Source organism: Candidatus Kaistella beijingensis, from assembly GCF_020084865.1.
GTDB classification, from domain to species: Bacteria; Bacteroidota; Bacteroidia; order Flavobacteriales; family Weeksellaceae; genus Kaistella; species Kaistella beijingensis.
Genome location: NZ_CP071953.1, coordinates 1,895,344 through 1,911,873 on the forward strand (window position 1 = coordinate 1,895,344; position 16,530 = coordinate 1,911,873).

The following is a 16,530-nucleotide window of genomic DNA, read 5'->3' on the forward strand; positions in this document are numbered from 1 at the left end:
TTTGTTTCAGAAAGTCTTAAAATCTTATTTAAAAGAAAAATATTATATTTGTCAATATGGCAACAAAAGCGCTCTTCAACACGGTGGTGAATTGGTTTATCCGACAGAGGATAGACCAAATTCAAAACTTCATGAACCATCCTGTTGAAACGCAAAACGGCGTCTTATTCTCCCAACTTTATTTTGCTGAAAATACAGATTACGGGAAAATTCACGGCTTCAATTCCATTTCAAACTACAATGATTTTACCCGAAATGTTCCGATTGTAACTTACGAAGATTTCGAACCTTACATTGAAAAAGCAAGACAGGGAAATCCCGATATTTTTTGGCCGGGTTACATCAGAAAATTTGCCAAATCTTCTGGAACGACCAATGCGAAAAGCAAGTTCATCCCTATTTCTGATGAGAGTTTGGAAGACTGTCATTTCAAGGCAGGAAAAGATTTGCTTTCCATTTACGCCAACAATCATCCTGAAAATTCTTTGTTTTCCAATAAAAATTTAAGACTCGGTGGAAGTTCGGAATTGTACGAAGATTTCAACACAAAATTTGGAGATTTGTCAGCGATTATGATTGAGAACCTTCCGTTTTGGGTGGAAATCACCACCACTCCAAGCAGAAAAGTTTCCTTAATGTCGGAATGGGAAAGCAAATTGAAAGCAATTATTTCTGAAGTAAAAAATGAAGATGTGGGAAGCTTAACCGGAGTTCCAAGTTGGATGATGGTTTTGTTGCAAAGAACTTTAACCGAAACTGGTTATTCCAATATTTCGGAATTATGGCCCAATCTTGAAGTTTTTTTCCATGGCGGAATTAGCTTTAAACCTTACCGAGAACAGTACAGGAAAATCATCGGAAAAGACATCAATTACTACGAGATTTATAACGCTTCTGAAGGTTTTTTCGGAATTCAGGACCAATCGGGAAGTGATGAAATGTTGCTGATGCTCGACTACGGAATCTTTTACGAGTTTATTCCAATGGAGCAATTTAACCCAAATAATTTGCAGGCAATTCCTTTGGAAGAAGTTGAAATCGGGAAAAATTATGCGATGGTCATTACGACAAACAGCGGACTTTGGCGCTATTTAATCGGCGATACGGTGAGATTTACTTCCATTCAGCCATTCAGAATTAAAATTTCAGGGCGAACCAAACATTATATTAATGCTTTTGGTGAGGAACTGATGATTGATAACGTGGAAACGGCTTTAACAAAAGCTTGTGAAGCGACCGATTCTACCATCATCGATTTTACCGGAGCTCCGGTTTTTATGAAAGATGGCGAAAGCGGTGCACATGAATGGATTTTCGAATTCAGCAAAAGCCCTTCTGATTTAGACCGTTTTACAGAAATTTTCGACAAGCATTTAAAATCTGTCAATTCAGATTATGAAGCGAAACGTTATAATAACATGACCTTAAAAAAACCTGTCGTTCACGTTGCAAAACCGCAACTTTTTTACAATTGGATGTCGGAACGTGGAAAATTGGGCGGACAAAATAAAGTCCCGAGATTGAGTAACGACCGGGAATACATTGATCCGCTTTTAAAAATGAATCAATAAAAAAATTTTCTCAAGGCGAGTTCTTATATTATTTTTTCTTCGTTTTCACTTTCTCCGCTTCCTCTTTAATAAAAGGATATTTCTGCTGCATATCTTCCAACAGATTTGGGTCGAGTCCTAAAGCGATGGAAAGGATATTTCGCCCTTCTTTCTGATTGTTGAGCTGGAAATAGCAGTTGCTCAACTGATAATACAATTCGGCTCTGTTGTGGAGTTTCGTCGCTTTTTTCAAGACAGAAATCGCTTCCTCGAATTCGCCAATCAACATCAAAACTTCGGAATAAGCGTACCAATTATAAAACCTTTGCGGCTCAAAATCGACGAGTTTTTTCAGGCATTCCAAGCTTTCCTCAAATCTCCCTGAATCAATGTAGAGAAAAGCTAAACGTTTTTGGTAATCCAAATTGTTTTCGTTGAGAGAAACCGCCTCTTTGGCAAAATGCAGCGCCTCCTTCATTCCACCCATATCTTCATAAATATAGGATTGTTCCATCATTGAAAGATAGAATTGAGGATCGTCTCTCAAAGATTTTTGGAAGGAATTTAAAGCTAAAACAGGTTGCTTGTTTTCTTTGTAACACAACCCAATTTTATAGTAAGTGAAGGATTTCGTGTATTCCAAATCCAACATTTCCTCGTAAACGGAAATCGCTTTTTGCCATTCTCCCATCGCTTCGTAGCACGCCGCTTTGTTGGCATAAACTCCGATGGATTCTGAATTAATGGCTAAAAGATAATCGAACCCTTTAATCGCTTCCTCATAATTTTTTCGGTTGAAATAAAACTGTCCGTATTCGTACCACGCGGTTTCAGAAAACGCATATTTGTCGAGATAATCGTTCAAAAACTCTATCGCTTCCTCGCTTCGGTTCAGCTGATTGTAGCAATACATCACGTTTTCCAAAGAATATTCATCTTGTGGATCAAACTGTAAAGCGAGTTTGTAATGTTTAAGCGCATTGAAAGGATCTTCCAAATTCACGTATTCATCGGCAATAAAATTGTGTAGAAAGTTTTCCTCTTCTTCCAATTCCAAAGCTTTTTCGCAGTATTCAATTGCTCTTCTCGGGTTTCCGAGATTGGAGTAATATTTCGCACAGCAAACCAAGAAATCAGTATTTTCCATGGAAGGCTCTTTGAGTTCCTCCATCAATTCTTTTGCCTGCGTATAGTTTTCGAGTTCCAAAAGGACTTCGAATTTTTTTGTTTTTAATTCAATAGAATTGGGGTGAATTTTCAGTGCGTAGTTTGTCGCCATTTCCGCATAAGAAATATCCCCGATTTCAAGATAGTAGATAATGATTTCTTCAAATTCTTCAGTTTCGAAGTAGAATTCCTCATTATTTTCAACCATCTTTTCGAACTTTTCTACAAGTTCATTTTCAAAAAATTCTTCCAATTTATTTTTTCTCGTTATTTCAATGCCCGAAATTATCTTGCAGGCTTTGAAAAACTTTTTTAGTTAAAATTTCTTTGTTCTAATTTAGAAAAAATATTCTAAATCAAACTTTTTATTTTGTCGATCATTCGATCTCCTAAATCATCCGCTTCTTCCTGTGAAAATGCTTCCGTATAAATTCGGATAATCGGTTCTGTATTCGATTTTCTCAAGTGAACCCAATTTTTTTCAAAATCGATCTTCACGCCATCTACAGTAGAAACTTCTTCGTTTTGATATTCCTTTTCCATTTTGGTTAAAAGTGCATCCACGTCGATATCGGGAGTCAGTTCAATTTTCTTTTTCCCCATGAAATAACTCGGATAAGTTGCTCTCAATTCAGAAACCGTTTTGTTTTCTTTTGCCAAATGGGTCAAAAACAAGGCAACTCCCACCAAAGAATCTCTTCCGTAATGAAGGTCTGGATAAATAATTCCCCCGTTTCCTTCGCCGCCGATCACCGCATTTTTTTCTTTCATTAAAGTCACCACATTCACTTCTCCCACTGCGCTTGCGAAATATTCTGAATCGTGTTTTCTTGCCACATCTCGCAACGCACGACTCGAACTTAAATTAGAAATTGCCGCACCTTTTTTGTGTTTCAACAAATAATCAGCAACGGCAACCAATGTGTATTCTTCACCGAAAAGTTCCCCGTTTTCATCCACTAAAGCCAATCGGTCTACATCAGGATCGACAACGATTCCCAAATCTGCTTTTTCTTTTTTTACCAGTTCACAGATGTCGCCTAAATGTTCTTTCAACGGTTCTGGATTGTGCGGAAAATGACCGTTTGGTTCGCAATATAGTTTTACCACTTCACAACCAAGTTCTTCCAGAAGTTGTGGTATCGCGATTCCTCCTGTGGAATTTACGGCATCAACAACGACTTTGTATTTCTTCGATTTAATCGCTTCTGCATCGACCATCGGTAAATCAAGGATTTTTTTGATGTGGATATTGAAAGCGTCATCACGCGTTTCATACTTTCCTAAATCATCAACTTCTGCGTAAGTAAAGTCTTCACTTTCTGCTAAAGCTAAAACTTCTGCACCGTTTTCTCCGTTGATGAATTCTCCTTTTTCGTTGAGTAATTTCAAAGCATTCCATTGTTTTGGATTGTGGGAAGCGGTTAAAATAATTCCGCCATCTGCATTCAATTCGGGAACCATCACTTCCACGGTAGGAGTGGTAGAAAGTCCCAAATCAACCACATTTATTCCCAATCCTTGAAGCGTCGCGGTAACCAAAGAATTCACCATTGCTCCTGAAATTCGGGCATCACGACCAACAACAAGCGTTAAATCTTTTTTGTTTTTATTATTCTGAAGCCAGGTTCCAAATGCGGAAGTAAATTTTACCACATCGAGCGGCGTAAGGTTTTCATCAACTTTTCCGCCGATGGTTCCGCGGATTCCTGAAATCGATTTAATTAAAGCCATGCTAAAAATTTGAAATTTTTAAGTTTAAAATTCGGGATTTGTAATTCTGCAAAAATACGAATAAATAAAAAAGGAGAAATGAATTGTTTACGAACACCCACAATCCGAATCACATCCCGGTTTTCCATTTTTGAATTTTTTCGGTCCAAAATTTTTAGCAATAATTCTGAACAAAGAATATCCTGCAAACAAAACGATTGCGGCGATGAGAATGTACTGAAAAATAAGTGAGTCCATAATTTTTGGTGCAGATGGGTGCAATTGTTGCAAGTTGAAAATCTTTAAAATATAAATTTTTGTCTCTTATGTCAAGATACAACAAATTCAAACAAGACCAAATTTATCAAATAAAATCAAACTATTTTAATAGCTGATAAACAATCAAAGACGCAATATAAGCGAATCCCGACATTCCGAAAAGTTGCGCCATCGTCCATTTCCAGGATTTGGTTTCCCGGTAAACAACAGCTAAAGTCGAAACACACTGCATTGCAAAAGCATAGAAAAAAAGAATCGAAATTCCCGTCGCAAAACTGAAGACTTTTTCGCCGTTTGGTTTTACGTCGCTTCGCATTTTGTCGATTATTTTTCCTTCTGGAGCTTCATCATCAAGAGAATATAAAGTGGACATGGTTCCTACAAAAACTTCTCTCGCTACGAAACTTGTCAAAATTCCAACTCCCATTTTCCAATCGTAACCGAGTGGTGCAATGGCTGGTTCAATTCCTCGTCCCATTTTGGCAAGATAAGATTGTTCCAATTTCACGTTTGTGGCAACGATTTCATTTTCCTTCTGTTTGGGACCAATGTAACTGAAAAACCAAATCACGATCGAAAACAGGAATATAATTTTCCCTGCTCCTGTGATGAATTCCCAAACTTTTCCTAAAGTCAATTTTAAATCATAACCAAAAAGTGGCATTTTATAGGACGGTAAATCCATTACTAAAAACGATTTTCCTTTACTTTTAATGACTTTTTTTAGAACCAATGACGCCATTAAAGACATAAAAAATCCAAGGAAATACATCGCCATTAAAGCCAATGCTTTGTAACTGATTCCACCAAAATATTTGTTGGGGATAATCAAACCAATAATAATACTGTAAACAGGAAGTCGCGCAGAACACGTCATAAAAGGCGTTACGAGAATGGTGATCAACCTTTCCTTTACATTTTCAATATTTCTCGTGGACATGATTGCAGGAATTGCGCACGCCGTTCCCGAAACGAGCGGGACGATACTTTTCCCGTTCAACCCAAACGGTCGTAAAAAGCGGTCCATCAAGAAAATAACTCGCGCCATATATCCCGAATCTTCGAGGAGATAAAGAAAATATAAAAGAATCCCGATTTGTGGAGCGAAAACTGCAATACCACCAATTCCAGGAATAATTCCGTTTGCAATTAAGGAATTGATTGGTCCTTCCGGAAGATGTTCGTTGGCAAAAGTTGAAAGCCCGAGGAAAAAATCTGAAATCCAATTCATAGGATATTCCGCCAAAAAGAAAACACTTTGGAAAATAATTAAAAGTATCGTCGCAAAAATTACATATCCCCAAAACGGATGAACTAAAACTTTGTCTAGTTTCTCCGTTAAGAGTTCCTTGAATTGTGGTTTTTTAGAAAGAACTTTAGAAATAATTCCATCGATTTTTTGGTAACGCCTGATTGTTTCCTGGGTCTGTAATCTTTTCGGAACCAAACATTTAACCTCATCGTCATTCATTTGGTCTTTTACCGTCTCCAATTTTCCGAGATAAGTTTCGGATGCGAGCAAAGTCCAGATTTTGTATTGATTTTTTTCTTTGGTTTCGGTTAAAATTTTGAAAACCAAACCTTTTTGTTCTAACGGAATTTCAAAAGAAACGGTTTCTGATTTAGTAAAACTATTTTTAAAGATTTCATCACGAAGCTCTTCAATTCCTTGATTTTGTTTTGCGTTGGTTTGCAGAACTCTTACATTCAATTCTTTTGAAAGCCCTTCTAAATCGATATTGATTCCGCGTCTTTCGGCTTGGTCAATTTGGTTGACAACAAGTAAAATAGGAATTCCCAAATCTTGAATTTGCTGAAAAAGGAGCAACCCTCTTTTAATGCTCAATGCTTCGAGAATATAGACAACTCCCGCATAATTTTGCTGCTCATCAATCAAAAATTTGGAGAAAATCGCTTCGTCTTCGGAAGTAGGATAAATGCTGTAAGAACCAGGCAAATCAATGACTTCAACTTCTTCATCTTTAAAAACATATTTTCCGGAATGACTTGCAACGGTAACTCCGGCGTAATTTCCGGTCTTTTGCTTTTTGTTGCAGAGCAAATTGAAGACAGTGGATTTTCCCACATTGGGATTTCCGACTAGAAGAATCTGTTTATTGTTTTCAGTTTGCTGCATTATCCTCTCCCTAAATCCCTTTCCAAAGGAGAGGGACTTTCAGGACGTTTTTATTTAGGTTAAAGATTCCACAATAATAAACCTTGCTTCTTCTTCTCGAAGTGCAATTCTACTTTTCTCGTCGCCAAACTCGATATAAAGCGGACCCTTGAAAGGTGCTTGATAAAGAATCTTGAAAACGGTTTCCGGTAAAAGTCCCATTTCGATGATTTTGTTGGGCATTTTCAGGTCGTCGTTTTGATAGCCGAGAATTTTCCCGTTTTTATTTCTCGGGAAGCAGCACAATTTATTAGAAATTTCTCCTTTCAATTCTGATCTTTTGAAGGGCAAATATACGTTATTTAAATTAAATCTAAATAAGGTTTTGCTTAGAACTGATTTTAGTCATAAAAAACCTTGAAACAGAAACTGAATCAAGGTTTTAAAAATATAATTTAGTGAATATGAATGCTATTTTTTGGCTTTCACGGGAGCCGCGGGAATTTCAATCGGATTGTTGTTTGCACCGTAGAAATCCTTTAACATTTTTTCCTGTTGTTTCACCATCTCACCGATGGTAAGGTCGCTTCCTGGCATTTTTTGCGACAACATTTCTGGCTTCAACATGGGTCTTGCTGATGCGAATGGGTCTTTTTTATAATCTGCAAAGGTTTTCTCGAATTTTTCTCGGCTCACTTCCTGCACTTTTCCACCGTTTCCACCGGGAGCAATGGATTCTAGGTAAGTGATCTCACTGAAGTTATTAACTTTTTTGTTTCCTTTTAACTCCCAGGAATAATTTTTAGCGTCGTCCTCAATTTTCACGATTAAACCAGGAAGTCCATGGAATTTATATGGTCCGTCCTGCAAAGGAATGTCGGTTGTAAACCATGCGATCCATTTTCTGCCGCCAAAATCTGTAGTGGCTTTCTGTGCGTTATAAGATCCGATTTTTTGTTTTTCGTTGGAGATTTTCCAGTCAAATTTTAAATCTTCGCTATATCCGATGTTCATTGGCGTAAAACCACTGGAAATTCTTTCTGCATACTGCACCTTCATGTCTGGATAAAACTTGTAAATCTTTTCAGAAAATTTTGGCATCGTCATCGATTTTGAAATATCCTTGAAAACTCCAGCTTTCTGCATTTCCTCCACCTGAACTTTTACAATGGAATCTTGCGCAACCATCGTATAGTCACGGTAAATTGATTTGTCTTTGGTAATATCCAGAATCATCATCACTTTTTCGGTTTTCACAGAATCTTTCTTTGGTTTAAAGTTCAACTCATAAAAAAATCGATTTGCCGTTTCCTGCGCGTTCAATGCAAAAAAAGTTGCTAAAAAGAACAGCGTTAAAAATCTTTTCATTGTTTTTGAATTTTATCAATTAGTAAACACATCCAACACATTGTTACAAAAATTTATGAAAATTTTATAATTTCTTTAAAACTTTCATCACAAAAATCATCTTAACTTTAGCTTCACAAAATAACGATATGCAAACCTTGCCAAATCTGAAAAGAGAATTGAAACAGGAATATGAAACCACCAAAAGGTTTATCGACAGTTTTCCTGATGGTAAAAACGATTACGCACCGCATGAAAAAAGCATGAAGATGATGCCGCTTGCAACTCATATTGCGGAAGTTTTTGCTTGGCCCGCAATGATTTTAAACACTTCTGAAGTGGATTTTGCGAAAGGTGATTATCAACCAACGATTTTGAATTCTAAAGAGGAACTTCAAAAAAAATTAGAAGACGATTACAATGCCGGAAAAGAGGCTTTGGAAAATGTGGACGAATCCGCTCTCGATCCAAAATGGACGATGAGAATGGGCGACCAAGTTTTGGCGGAATGGTCAAAATATGGCGCAATTCGTCATTCTTTAGATCAAATAACCCATCATAGAGCGCAATTAGGTGTTTATTACAGATTGAATGATATTCCCGTTCCGGGAAGTTACGGACCAAGTGCCGATGAACAAAGTTTTTAGATTTTGTTTTAAATATGTTAAATAAATGATGAAACCCGTTCTTGCAAAAGAGCGGGCTTTTTATTGTGACAAAAAAATATTGAGCTTCTACGGTATCAACTCAATCTTATTATTATTTTTCTTCATTTCTTCTCTCGCGTTTTGTTCCATTGCGCGGAGAACTTCTTTTGGGTCGGAAATTTCCTTTCCGTTGATGTTGATTTTTATTTTGGAATTGGGCTGATTCATAATTTCACGCATTCCTTGAACGGGATCGTTTTCGTATTGTTTCAGCTGTTTTACATATTGTTGGCGATTAACTTCAATCGGTTTTTTCTTGGTGAAAGGAATGTCTCTTCCCTGCGTGTTGAGTACTTCTTCCTTAATTTCTTTCAATTTTTTGATTCCTTTCTAATGTGATAAATTTTGGCTAAAACCAGTTGAAGGTTTATTTCATCAATTGAGCGGGCTAAAGCCCGCCCCTATTGAATGTTACTTAAAATTAAACTTCACGGTAAACATAAACTGACTTGGTCGAATATCAATCGCTGTTCGGGAAACAGAATTGGTTGCAGCATCCACGGAGATTAATTCGTACAATTTTTTATTGGCAATATTCAGCCATTTCACCTCGAAATCGATTTTCTTTTTTGCCCAAGTATATTGGTAAGAAAGGTCATAGAAAGAGTTTCTGTAATTTTCATTTCCTGTTTTGCTCGACACATCGTCCCAGTTGAATCCAATCGTGTGATTTTCCAACGGATAGAAGAATACTGCCAAATTGTGGTTCCAACCTGAAGATTTAAACTCTGTGGAATCAAAAAGATTTTTGTTTTTGTTCCAACTCATCGAAATATTGTAATCCAAACTCATCCAGGAAAAATAGGTGTTGTTGAATTTGAATCCGAAAGTTTGCCCATTGTTTTTTGATTCAATAGTGTTTCCATTCAACAATCGAAGATTATTGGAATCACGGTTGGAAAAACTTGTCGAAATATTGGACTTGAATTTCGGGAAATATTTTCCGATTTCTGCTCTAGCTGATTGACTTTTTGTGGAGTTGTCGTACAGAATATTTTCTGTGACCGTTACAATTGTTTGATTACTTGGATCATAAATTTGGTTCGTGCTTAGAATCAAATTATTATCCGTCATCGAAGTGTTGTAACCCACATTCCAAAACAAATTGTTGAGCGGATTTCTATATTCAAGTCTGGAACCGATGGTTTTGCTTAAAGTTTCCGGCAGCTCGCTGTTTCTAATTCCGTAATTTTTTGCATTAGTCATTAATGTTCCGCCGTAAAGCGAGCCGAAATTCCCAAAATTATAATTCACGTTTCCGAACGCCCAAATTTTAAAGAACGATGCAAAATCATAACTCAAAAACATACTTGGTTCGAAAACGGTTTTACTAATTTCACGTGAAACATTTCGAATATGGTCTTGATAATCAATTCCGTAAAAATTCATTGGCAAGTTAACATTCAAATTCAAATTGCTTGATTTAAAGTTTAAACCAATTTGGGTATAAGGTTGAATTTCATTCCACTGAATATCGTTCTCAAAAGAATTTCCCAACCCTATTGGATTGCTGTTGTTTATTCCGCTCAGTAGCGAATTCATTTTATTGAAGTTCATATTCAACCCAACTTCAGGAGTGAAAGTCCATTTTTTGTAGGAAAAACCAACCGAAGCGGAATGATTTACTTCCATAGTTTTCAATTTCAAATTTTGTTGAAGATGATCATAACCACCAAAAACATTTCCCGAATAACTTCCCGGTCCTGTTACAAGCGTTTGTTTATCCGTCTGATAATTCACGTAACTCATCACATTAAAAAGTTTTTCTTTCCAAGGTAAAATCGTGCTCAATGAATTGGTAAAATTATTGGTCGGTGATTCCATAGATTGGTCAGAAAATTTTGCTCCATTGCTAAAAGGAACCAAGGCGCGGTCTGCGTTCCAAAAGCTGTTCCATGTGGTGGTATTTTTAAAGAAGCCTTTCTTGGCATTTTTAGTAAAAATCAATTCGCCTTTTGCGGAATTCGTGTAAAATTTATTGGCGAAATCTTCAACAACCGTCGCTCCGTTGGGAAAACCTCCCGGATTTGTGGAGGGTTCATAAATTGTTGTTGTTGAGGATTTTCTTTCGATCGCATTGTTAATGTAATTCGTGCTTGCTTTCAGTTCCCACTCTTTGTTTTTAAACGGATTGGTTAAAACATTTGCAGAAAAGAAATGCACGTTGTTCATCAAATATCTTTTCTCGGGAAGATTTGGAACGGTCGCGCTTTCCACGGAAATCCAATCTTTTTGCGAAGCTTGAGTTCTTCTTCCTTCAAAACGGTTTCCGAAAGCGAGGAGATTTCCTTCTTTTTCCACCGATTCGCCATTGTTGTTGGCTTTATAGTTGACCACCCATTGATTTTTCTGCCCGAAAAACATGGGCGTCAGTTTCAGATTCCAAAGCAACGGATTGAAACCTGCGCCAACTTCTCCTCTTCCTGTCATGGTGACTTTTTTCTTTAAAACCACGTTCAAAGCAGCTTGGTCGGAAGGAACTTTATCCTGCAAAATTTTCACGGGTTGGTGATTTTCCATCACTTCCACTTTTTGCACGGCATCGGTTGGCAAAGAATTGTTAATGGTTCCGTAACCGCCTTCCATTAAGTCTTTTCCGTTGACATAAAATTTTCCGAGCGGTTCACCCTGATAAAGAATGGAGCCGTCTTTGTTGACTTCAATTCCGGGAACTTTTTTTAGAACATCGGCTAAAGTTCGGTCGGATTTACTTTCAAAAGCTTTAATATCGTAAGAAATCGTGTCGCCACGTTTGGTGACCATTTTGGCTTTCAGCTTCACCTCCTTAATTTCAGTGGCATCCGATTCCAGCGACAAATTGAGGGTTTGATTATCATTTTTGATGGATTTCGTCTGCGGTTTTTGATTGAATGCTTTCACTTTCAGATCCACATTTTGTTCGGGAGTGGTAAAAGTTACTTTATATTCTCCTTTAGAATTGGTAATGGAATAGGCGATAATTGCATCTTTTCCAGGTTCTTCCACTGTTACACTTGCGCTTGGAACGGGTTGTCCGTCCGAATCAGTAACTTTTCCTGACACGGTTTTTTGGGCAAAAGTAAAAATCGACAGAAAAAAAAATAATAAAAGTGAATAATTTTTCATGAAAACATTTTAGGAAATTAGTATTGTTTTACGCACTTTTGTTACATATCTCATCTGCAATTAGCCGCATAATAAAAACAAATTCCCTTTTTGATAAAAACTATCATAATTTTGAGCATCGAATTTCTTTTTTATTAATTTTGCAAATTAATATTGAGTTAACATGGGACTTCATTTAAAACCAATCGACGTTGTAGAAGACATTTCCGAGCAGGATTTCCGGGAAAAATATTTAAAGCCGAGAAAACCAGTTGTCATTAGAAATATGGCAAGAAAATGGCCCGCTTACCAAAAATGGACGATGGATTACATGAAAGAAGTCGTTGGAGATGTTGAAGTTCCGCTGTACGATTCTTCAAAAGCTGATCCTTCTGCACCGATTAACGCTTCCGCAGCAAAAATGAAGTTCGGTGATTACATCGATCTAATTCAGGAGAAACCAACGGATTTAAGGATTTTTCTATTCGATCCAATTAAATCTGCCCCGAAACTTTTGCAAGACTACATTTCACCAAAAGACTTGATGGGCGGTTTTCTCGACAAATATCCGAATATGTTTTTCGGCGGAAAAGGTTCAGTAACTTTTCTGCACTTCGATATCGATATGGCGCATATTTTCCACACGCATTTCAATGGGAGAAAACATATTTTGTTGTTCGACTATAAATGGAAAGAACGTCTTTATCAAATTCCTTACGCAACTTATGCCTTGGAAGATTATGATATTTCAAACCCCGACTTTGAAAAATTTCCCGCATTAGACGGAGTTGAAGGAATTGAATGTTTCCTGGAACACGGCGACACTTTGTTTATGCCGACTGGATGGTGGCATTGGATGAAATATTTGGATGGAAGTTTCTCGATTTCTTTAAGAGCGTGGGATAAATCTTGGGCGGTGAAAGCACATTCGCTGTGGAATTTGACCGTTCAAAGAAATTTTGACAACTTCATGAAACGCCGCTACAAAAAAAGATACATGGATTGGAAAGAGAAAAAAGCGGTCGAAAGAGCAAATTATGCTTTGAAGAACGGACTTCCTAAATAAGTGGGTGTGAGTTTGTGGGAAATTAGCGTTAAAATTGAAATCCAGTAGATTTTACTGGGTTTTTCTTTTGAAATAATTTCTAAAATTTTGGGTAAAGATTTTCCGATTTTAAAAATTCACCCACTCACCAATAATTGCTATAGAATTCTATAAATCGGATAAAGCCCAACCGAACCTTCATAATATTCTGAATTCTTGTAAACCCAATCCAGTTGAGCATTTCCATCTTCTGCAAATTTTTTGTCGGCAGCTTTTTTCTTTTCAAATTCTGATTTAAGTTGCGGGTTTTTCTTTAACAATTCTGCGGCCGTATCTTCAAAAACATAGTCTGAGAAATATTCTTTTTGTCCTAAAATGGCGTCAAAAAAATTCCAGTTGAAGAAGGAGTCCGTTGCTTCCGGTTCCAATGTTTCGAGCAAATACTTCACGCCTTCCTGTTTTGTGGAAACCAAATAATCACCTTTTCTGAATTTAACATTCGTATTTTCTTTGTTCTCTTTCGTGTCATAATGAAGATAATGACCTTCGTAGGGATTTTTCACCGTTTTGAAATCTGCAACTTTGTAAACCTCAATATTCATCAAAGAATCTTTGGAAATGGGCTGTATTTTTATATTGTTTCTTGTTAGAAATTCAATCACCTTATTTTCAGATTTTGGAATGATATAATAAGAAGGAATCGTAATTTCTTTGGTCGGTTTATATTCATTAAAGAATTTAACTTTTCGTGTGAAAGGCTTGGTTCTGTCATAAAAAAGTCTTGGCTTTCCTGAAACTTCGCTTGTTTTTTTTTCCGCTTCAAATCCATTGAAATCAATCAGTTGAAATTTTGTACTGTCGATTTTCCATTGAATGGGATATTTTTTTCCAGGTTGTAATTCGGTGAAGCTTTCCGACATTAGTTTTTGAATTTCAGCAACATTTTTTTCAACATCATTAATGGAACTCAGCATATATTCGTAAGTCGCATTAACTCGGTCTTTGTATGGTTTTAGCATGTGCGTTTCGGCAACGGTTCCCAAAGTATTGAAAAGCGTGGTATAACCTGTCGCATAACGCGGTGAATCCATAAACGCAGGAAAACCTTCATCGGGAGAATCGCCGTGAATATTGACATAAGGCGTACAAAGAATTCCTTTCTTTTCTATTTCTCTCAAAATCTGTGGCTGCATTTTTTGGTTGAAATAATCGCCTAATTTTTTGCCCAATCTTTCCTTATTGGTAGAAATATAAGTGAATAAATATTGATAATCCGCACCGTTACTCACATGATTGTCAATGAAATAAATCGGTTTGAAAGCTTGAAAAATTTGTTGAAAGCTTTTAGCATTTTCGGTATCGTTCTTAATGAAGTCCCTGTTCAAATCAAAGTTTCTCGCATTTCCTCGGAAACCATATTCTTCCGGACCGTTTTGATTGGCTCTTGAAAAGCTTCCCCTTCGCAACATTCCTGAAATATTGTAGCATTGAATGGCGGCAATTCTCAGATTGTTTGCATTAATTTTTCCTGATGCCAAATCCCGCATCAACATCATCGTCGCATCAATTCCGTCGGGTTCTCCCGGATGAATTCCGTTGTTGATGAGGATTACAGGATTTTTCTTACTTTTTGTATTATTAAAAACAACAACTTTTATCGGTTCGCCGCCGTCGTCTTTACCAAAGTTTTCAATAGAAATCGTTTCAAAATTTTGGTCGAGATCATTGTAATATTTCACCATTTCTTCATAAGTGGTGGTTTGGTTACCGTTGCCTTTTTCGTAAGGGGTTTTGAAATCTTGAGCAAAAGAAAATACGGTTTGAAGGAGAAAAAGTAGTGTGATTTTTTTCATTGAGAGGAAAATTTAAACGAATATAAAAAGTAATGTTGTGATTATTTTATTAATTCATTTAGTTTTCTTTTCATAATTACATTAAAATTACCATAATTACCTCCTTCAATAGAAAACTTTGTATGGCTTACATCATGATGGCCTCCTAGCTTACTACTCCATAAGGAATCGTTGATTTGTTTTGCAGCATGAGTTGGAATATTATTATTATCTGTAAAAATTACAATTTTTTCAAACCCTTCTTCAAATTTTTCATTTTCACAGACTTCAAATCCAATTAATTTATATAAGTTTATAAAGGATTGTAGTGTGCATTCTCGATTAATTTCTTGAGGCCAGAATCCAAAAAAATAATCATCTGGCCAATACCATTTTGTTGTATCTCCAAAAGCCCAAGCTATACAATTGTATGAATTTGTAATTGGACTTGTTATTATGAAAGGATCTTTAGAGGAATTAGGAAATTCTTTCGGTAATGATAATTGATCTTTCATTCAAATAATTTTTATCAGCCCATTCTAACCAATCTTTTCTCATTTGTTCATATACTCCTCTATTTTCTTCTTTAATCGGATTAATCCCAGTAATTTTATTAAGGGCCACAAACCAATATCCCCCTCCTTTTTTTAAGTCTTTAATAATCCATGGAAGTGCTGTCTTACCAATTTTAATAATATTAATATAATTGGAATTAGAAAAAATATTGTTCAAATTTGATTCAAAAATTATTTCTTCTTTCCATGCTTTTTTTAATTTTAAAAACTCTCTATATTCAACACTAATTTTTTTATGCTTAACAAACAAGCTTGTTCCTTCAAAAAGTCTTACACTATTTGAAAATGAAGAACATACACTCTTTCCCTGTTGAGAAAAGGGAATACTATATTCAATATCAAATTTCATTATTCAAAAAGATTTCTAGTGTTATCAGTTATAAAATCCTCAAATATAAGATTTTTCAATCTCCTCATATAATTAAATTCTTCCTTAAAAACTTTGTTGGTAAATTCAGATCTAATGAATTTTTGAATATTAATATCCAGAACAAAAGGTAAAACATATTTTTCTTTTTGTTGAAGAACGGTTTCAGTAACTATAGCAACAAAACCATTATCACAAGGCACTTCTATCTGCATAAAAAAATGTGAATAATTTTGTGGTAAACATTTTGGAATTGGAGGCACATTAACAATATAATCTTCAAAATCACCTATTGGTAAAGGGATTTTTATTTCATTAATATATCTTAAACTAATTTTTTCTACTTGAGAAACATTAAAAATGTTTTTATAAATTTCCCAAAAAAGGTTTCCTAAAGTGAAAAACTCTTCCCAATTTGAATAAGGGGAAAGGAAATTTAAGCTAAAACCATCTTTTCGAAATTGTAATTTTATATTATTTTTTTCTATTATGAAACCTTGGAGAATTTCTTTTGATGAAACGACTTCAGGTTTTCCTTTTGCTATTTTTATTTCACCACCAAAACTTACTATATTATTTCCAAGTTTAAAACCTTTTGGCAAAACCTTCTTAACGTCTTCTCTTGCTTGATCAAAATCAATTAGATTCAACTCTTTTAGATTTATATCTAATATTGCTTCCTTTATAGGAGAATTAGAATAAGTTTTAAACATTATATATGATATCTAGTTTTACAAATATAATCAAA

At 35.8% G+C, this 16,530-nt stretch carries 15 protein-coding genes; 3 read left to right on the top strand and 12 right to left on the bottom strand.

The annotated features are described in order from the left end of the window. Nucleotides 1–56 precede the first annotated feature (56 nt). Nucleotides 57–1,571 (top strand): GH3 auxin-responsive promoter family protein, encoded by a 1,515-nt coding sequence (locus J4771_RS08830; protein ID WP_224134614.1) that lies wholly within the window; start codon nt 57–59, stop codon nt 1,569–1,571. Between the two features lie 28 nt (nt 1,572–1,599). On the opposite strand, the gene J4771_RS08835 is transcribed toward J4771_RS08830, so the two are convergent. The 6 genes from J4771_RS08835 to J4771_RS08860 all read right to left on the bottom strand — a co-directional run bounded on the left by J4771_RS08835 (nt 1,600) and on the right by J4771_RS08860 (nt 8,193). Beyond that, nucleotides 1,600–2,970 carry a CDC27 family protein gene (locus tag J4771_RS08835; protein ID WP_224134615.1) on the bottom strand — a complete coding sequence of 457 codons (1,371 nt, stop codon included), beginning with the start codon at nt 2,968–2,970 and terminating at the stop codon, nt 1,600–1,602. 98 nt (nt 2,971–3,068) lie between these two features. After that, a complete protein-coding gene (gene glmM, locus J4771_RS08840; RefSeq protein WP_224134616.1) occupies nt 3,069–4,451 on the bottom strand; it encodes a phosphoglucosamine mutase in 1,383 nt (460 codons plus the stop codon). 87 nt (nt 4,452–4,538) lie between these two features. After that, on the bottom strand, nt 4,539–4,688 hold the full coding sequence (locus tag J4771_RS08845) for a hypothetical protein (RefSeq protein WP_224134617.1): 150 nt from the start codon (nt 4,686–4,688) through the stop codon (nt 4,539–4,541). A gap of 121 nt (nt 4,689–4,809) precedes the next feature. Beyond that, on the bottom strand, nt 4,810–6,846 hold the full coding sequence (gene feoB, locus J4771_RS08850) for a ferrous iron transport protein B (protein ID WP_224134618.1): 2,037 nt from the start codon (nt 6,844–6,846) through the stop codon (nt 4,810–4,812). 54 nt (nt 6,847–6,900) lie between these two features. After that, nucleotides 6,901–7,155: a FeoA family protein gene (locus J4771_RS08855; protein ID WP_224134619.1), complete on the bottom strand. Its 255-nt coding sequence runs from the start codon at nt 7,153–7,155 to the stop codon at nt 6,901–6,903. 141 nt (nt 7,156–7,296) lie between these two features. Then, the gene (locus J4771_RS08860) at nt 7,297–8,193 is read right to left on the bottom strand and encodes a GLPGLI family protein (protein WP_224134620.1); all 897 of its coding nucleotides are present in this window, start codon (nt 8,191–8,193) and stop codon (nt 7,297–7,299) included. Nucleotides 8,194–8,321: 128 nt separating this feature from the next. Here J4771_RS08860 and J4771_RS08865 point away from each other — a divergent pair, with 128 nt between their 5' ends. After that, on the top strand, nt 8,322–8,819 hold the full coding sequence (locus tag J4771_RS08865) for a DinB family protein (protein ID WP_224134621.1): 498 nt from the start codon (nt 8,322–8,324) through the stop codon (nt 8,817–8,819). A gap of 87 nt (nt 8,820–8,906) precedes the next feature. Here the strand turns inward: J4771_RS08865 and J4771_RS08870 are convergent, their stop codons facing one another. Continuing rightward, entirely contained in the window at nt 8,907–9,194 is a 288-nt protein-coding gene (locus tag J4771_RS08870) for a hypothetical protein (RefSeq protein WP_224134623.1), read from the bottom strand. A 96-nt stretch (nt 9,195–9,290) separates the two neighbouring features. Continuing rightward, a complete protein-coding gene (locus tag J4771_RS08875) occupies nt 9,291–11,984 on the bottom strand; it encodes a TonB-dependent receptor (RefSeq protein ID WP_224134624.1) in 2,694 nt (897 codons plus the stop codon). A 163-nt stretch (nt 11,985–12,147) separates the two neighbouring features. Between J4771_RS08875 and J4771_RS08880 the strand changes: the two genes are divergently transcribed. Beyond that, nucleotides 12,148–13,029: a cupin-like domain-containing protein gene (locus J4771_RS08880; RefSeq protein ID WP_224134625.1), complete on the top strand. Its 882-nt coding sequence runs from the start codon at nt 12,148–12,150 to the stop codon at nt 13,027–13,029. 137 nt (nt 13,030–13,166) lie between these two features. Here J4771_RS08880 and J4771_RS08885 read toward each other — a convergent pair whose 3' ends face one another. From J4771_RS08885 to J4771_RS08900, 4 genes are read right to left on the bottom strand one after another with little or no spacing between them, the layout of a single operon-like run. Then, the gene (locus J4771_RS08885; RefSeq protein ID WP_224134626.1) at nt 13,167–14,861 is read right to left on the bottom strand and encodes a M14 family zinc carboxypeptidase; all 1,695 of its coding nucleotides are present in this window, start codon (nt 14,859–14,861) and stop codon (nt 13,167–13,169) included. Between the two features lie 41 nt (nt 14,862–14,902). Then, entirely contained in the window at nt 14,903–15,355 is a 453-nt protein-coding gene (locus J4771_RS08890) for a DUF7689 domain-containing protein (protein WP_224134627.1), read from the bottom strand. Continuing rightward, nucleotides 15,318–15,764 carry a hypothetical protein gene (locus tag J4771_RS08895; RefSeq protein ID WP_224134628.1) on the bottom strand — a complete coding sequence of 149 codons (447 nt, stop codon included), beginning with the start codon at nt 15,762–15,764 and terminating at the stop codon, nt 15,318–15,320. The genes J4771_RS08890 and J4771_RS08895 overlap by 38 nt, the downstream gene beginning before the upstream one ends. Next, nucleotides 15,764–16,495, bottom strand: coding sequence for a TIGR04255 family protein (locus J4771_RS08900; protein ID WP_224134629.1), 732 nt, complete (start codon nt 16,493–16,495; stop codon nt 15,764–15,766). Before J4771_RS08900 ends, J4771_RS08895 begins: the two co-directional genes overlap by 1 nt. Nucleotides 16,496–16,530 lie beyond the last annotated feature (35 nt).

What these genes read in the sequence shown, in the direction of transcription:
- J4771_RS08875 (WP_224134624.1), bottom strand. Translation starts at nt 11,984, where the DNA reads ATGAAAAATTATTCACTTTTATTATTTTTTTTTCTGTCGATTTTTACT.
- glmM (WP_224134616.1), bottom strand. Translation starts at nt 4,451, where the DNA reads ATGGCTTTAATTAAATCGATTTCAGGAATCCGCGGAACCATCGGCGGA.
- J4771_RS08865 (WP_224134621.1), top strand. Translation starts at nt 8,322, where the DNA reads ATGCAAACCTTGCCAAATCTGAAAAGAGAATTGAAACAGGAATATGAA.
- J4771_RS08845 (WP_224134617.1), bottom strand. Translation starts at nt 4,688, where the DNA reads ATGGACTCACTTATTTTTCAGTACATTCTCATCGCCGCAATCGTTTTG.
- feoB (WP_224134618.1), bottom strand. Translation starts at nt 6,846, where the DNA reads ATGCAGCAAACTGAAAACAATAAACAGATTCTTCTAGTCGGAAATCCC.
- J4771_RS08895 (WP_224134628.1), bottom strand. Translation starts at nt 15,764, where the DNA reads ATGAAATTTGATATTGAATATAGTATTCCCTTTTCTCAACAGGGAAAG.
- J4771_RS08890 (WP_224134627.1), bottom strand. Translation starts at nt 15,355, where the DNA reads ATGAAAGATCAATTATCATTACCGAAAGAATTTCCTAATTCCTCTAAA.
- J4771_RS08860 (WP_224134620.1), bottom strand. Translation starts at nt 8,193, where the DNA reads ATGAAAAGATTTTTAACGCTGTTCTTTTTAGCAACTTTTTTTGCATTG.
- J4771_RS08885 (WP_224134626.1), bottom strand. Translation starts at nt 14,861, where the DNA reads ATGAAAAAAATCACACTACTTTTTCTCCTTCAAACCGTATTTTCTTTT.
- J4771_RS08900 (WP_224134629.1), bottom strand. Translation starts at nt 16,495, where the DNA reads ATGTTTAAAACTTATTCTAATTCTCCTATAAAGGAAGCAATATTAGAT.
- J4771_RS08830 (WP_224134614.1), top strand. Translation starts at nt 57, where the DNA reads ATGGCAACAAAAGCGCTCTTCAACACGGTGGTGAATTGGTTTATCCGA.
- J4771_RS08880 (WP_224134625.1), top strand. Translation starts at nt 12,148, where the DNA reads ATGGGACTTCATTTAAAACCAATCGACGTTGTAGAAGACATTTCCGAG.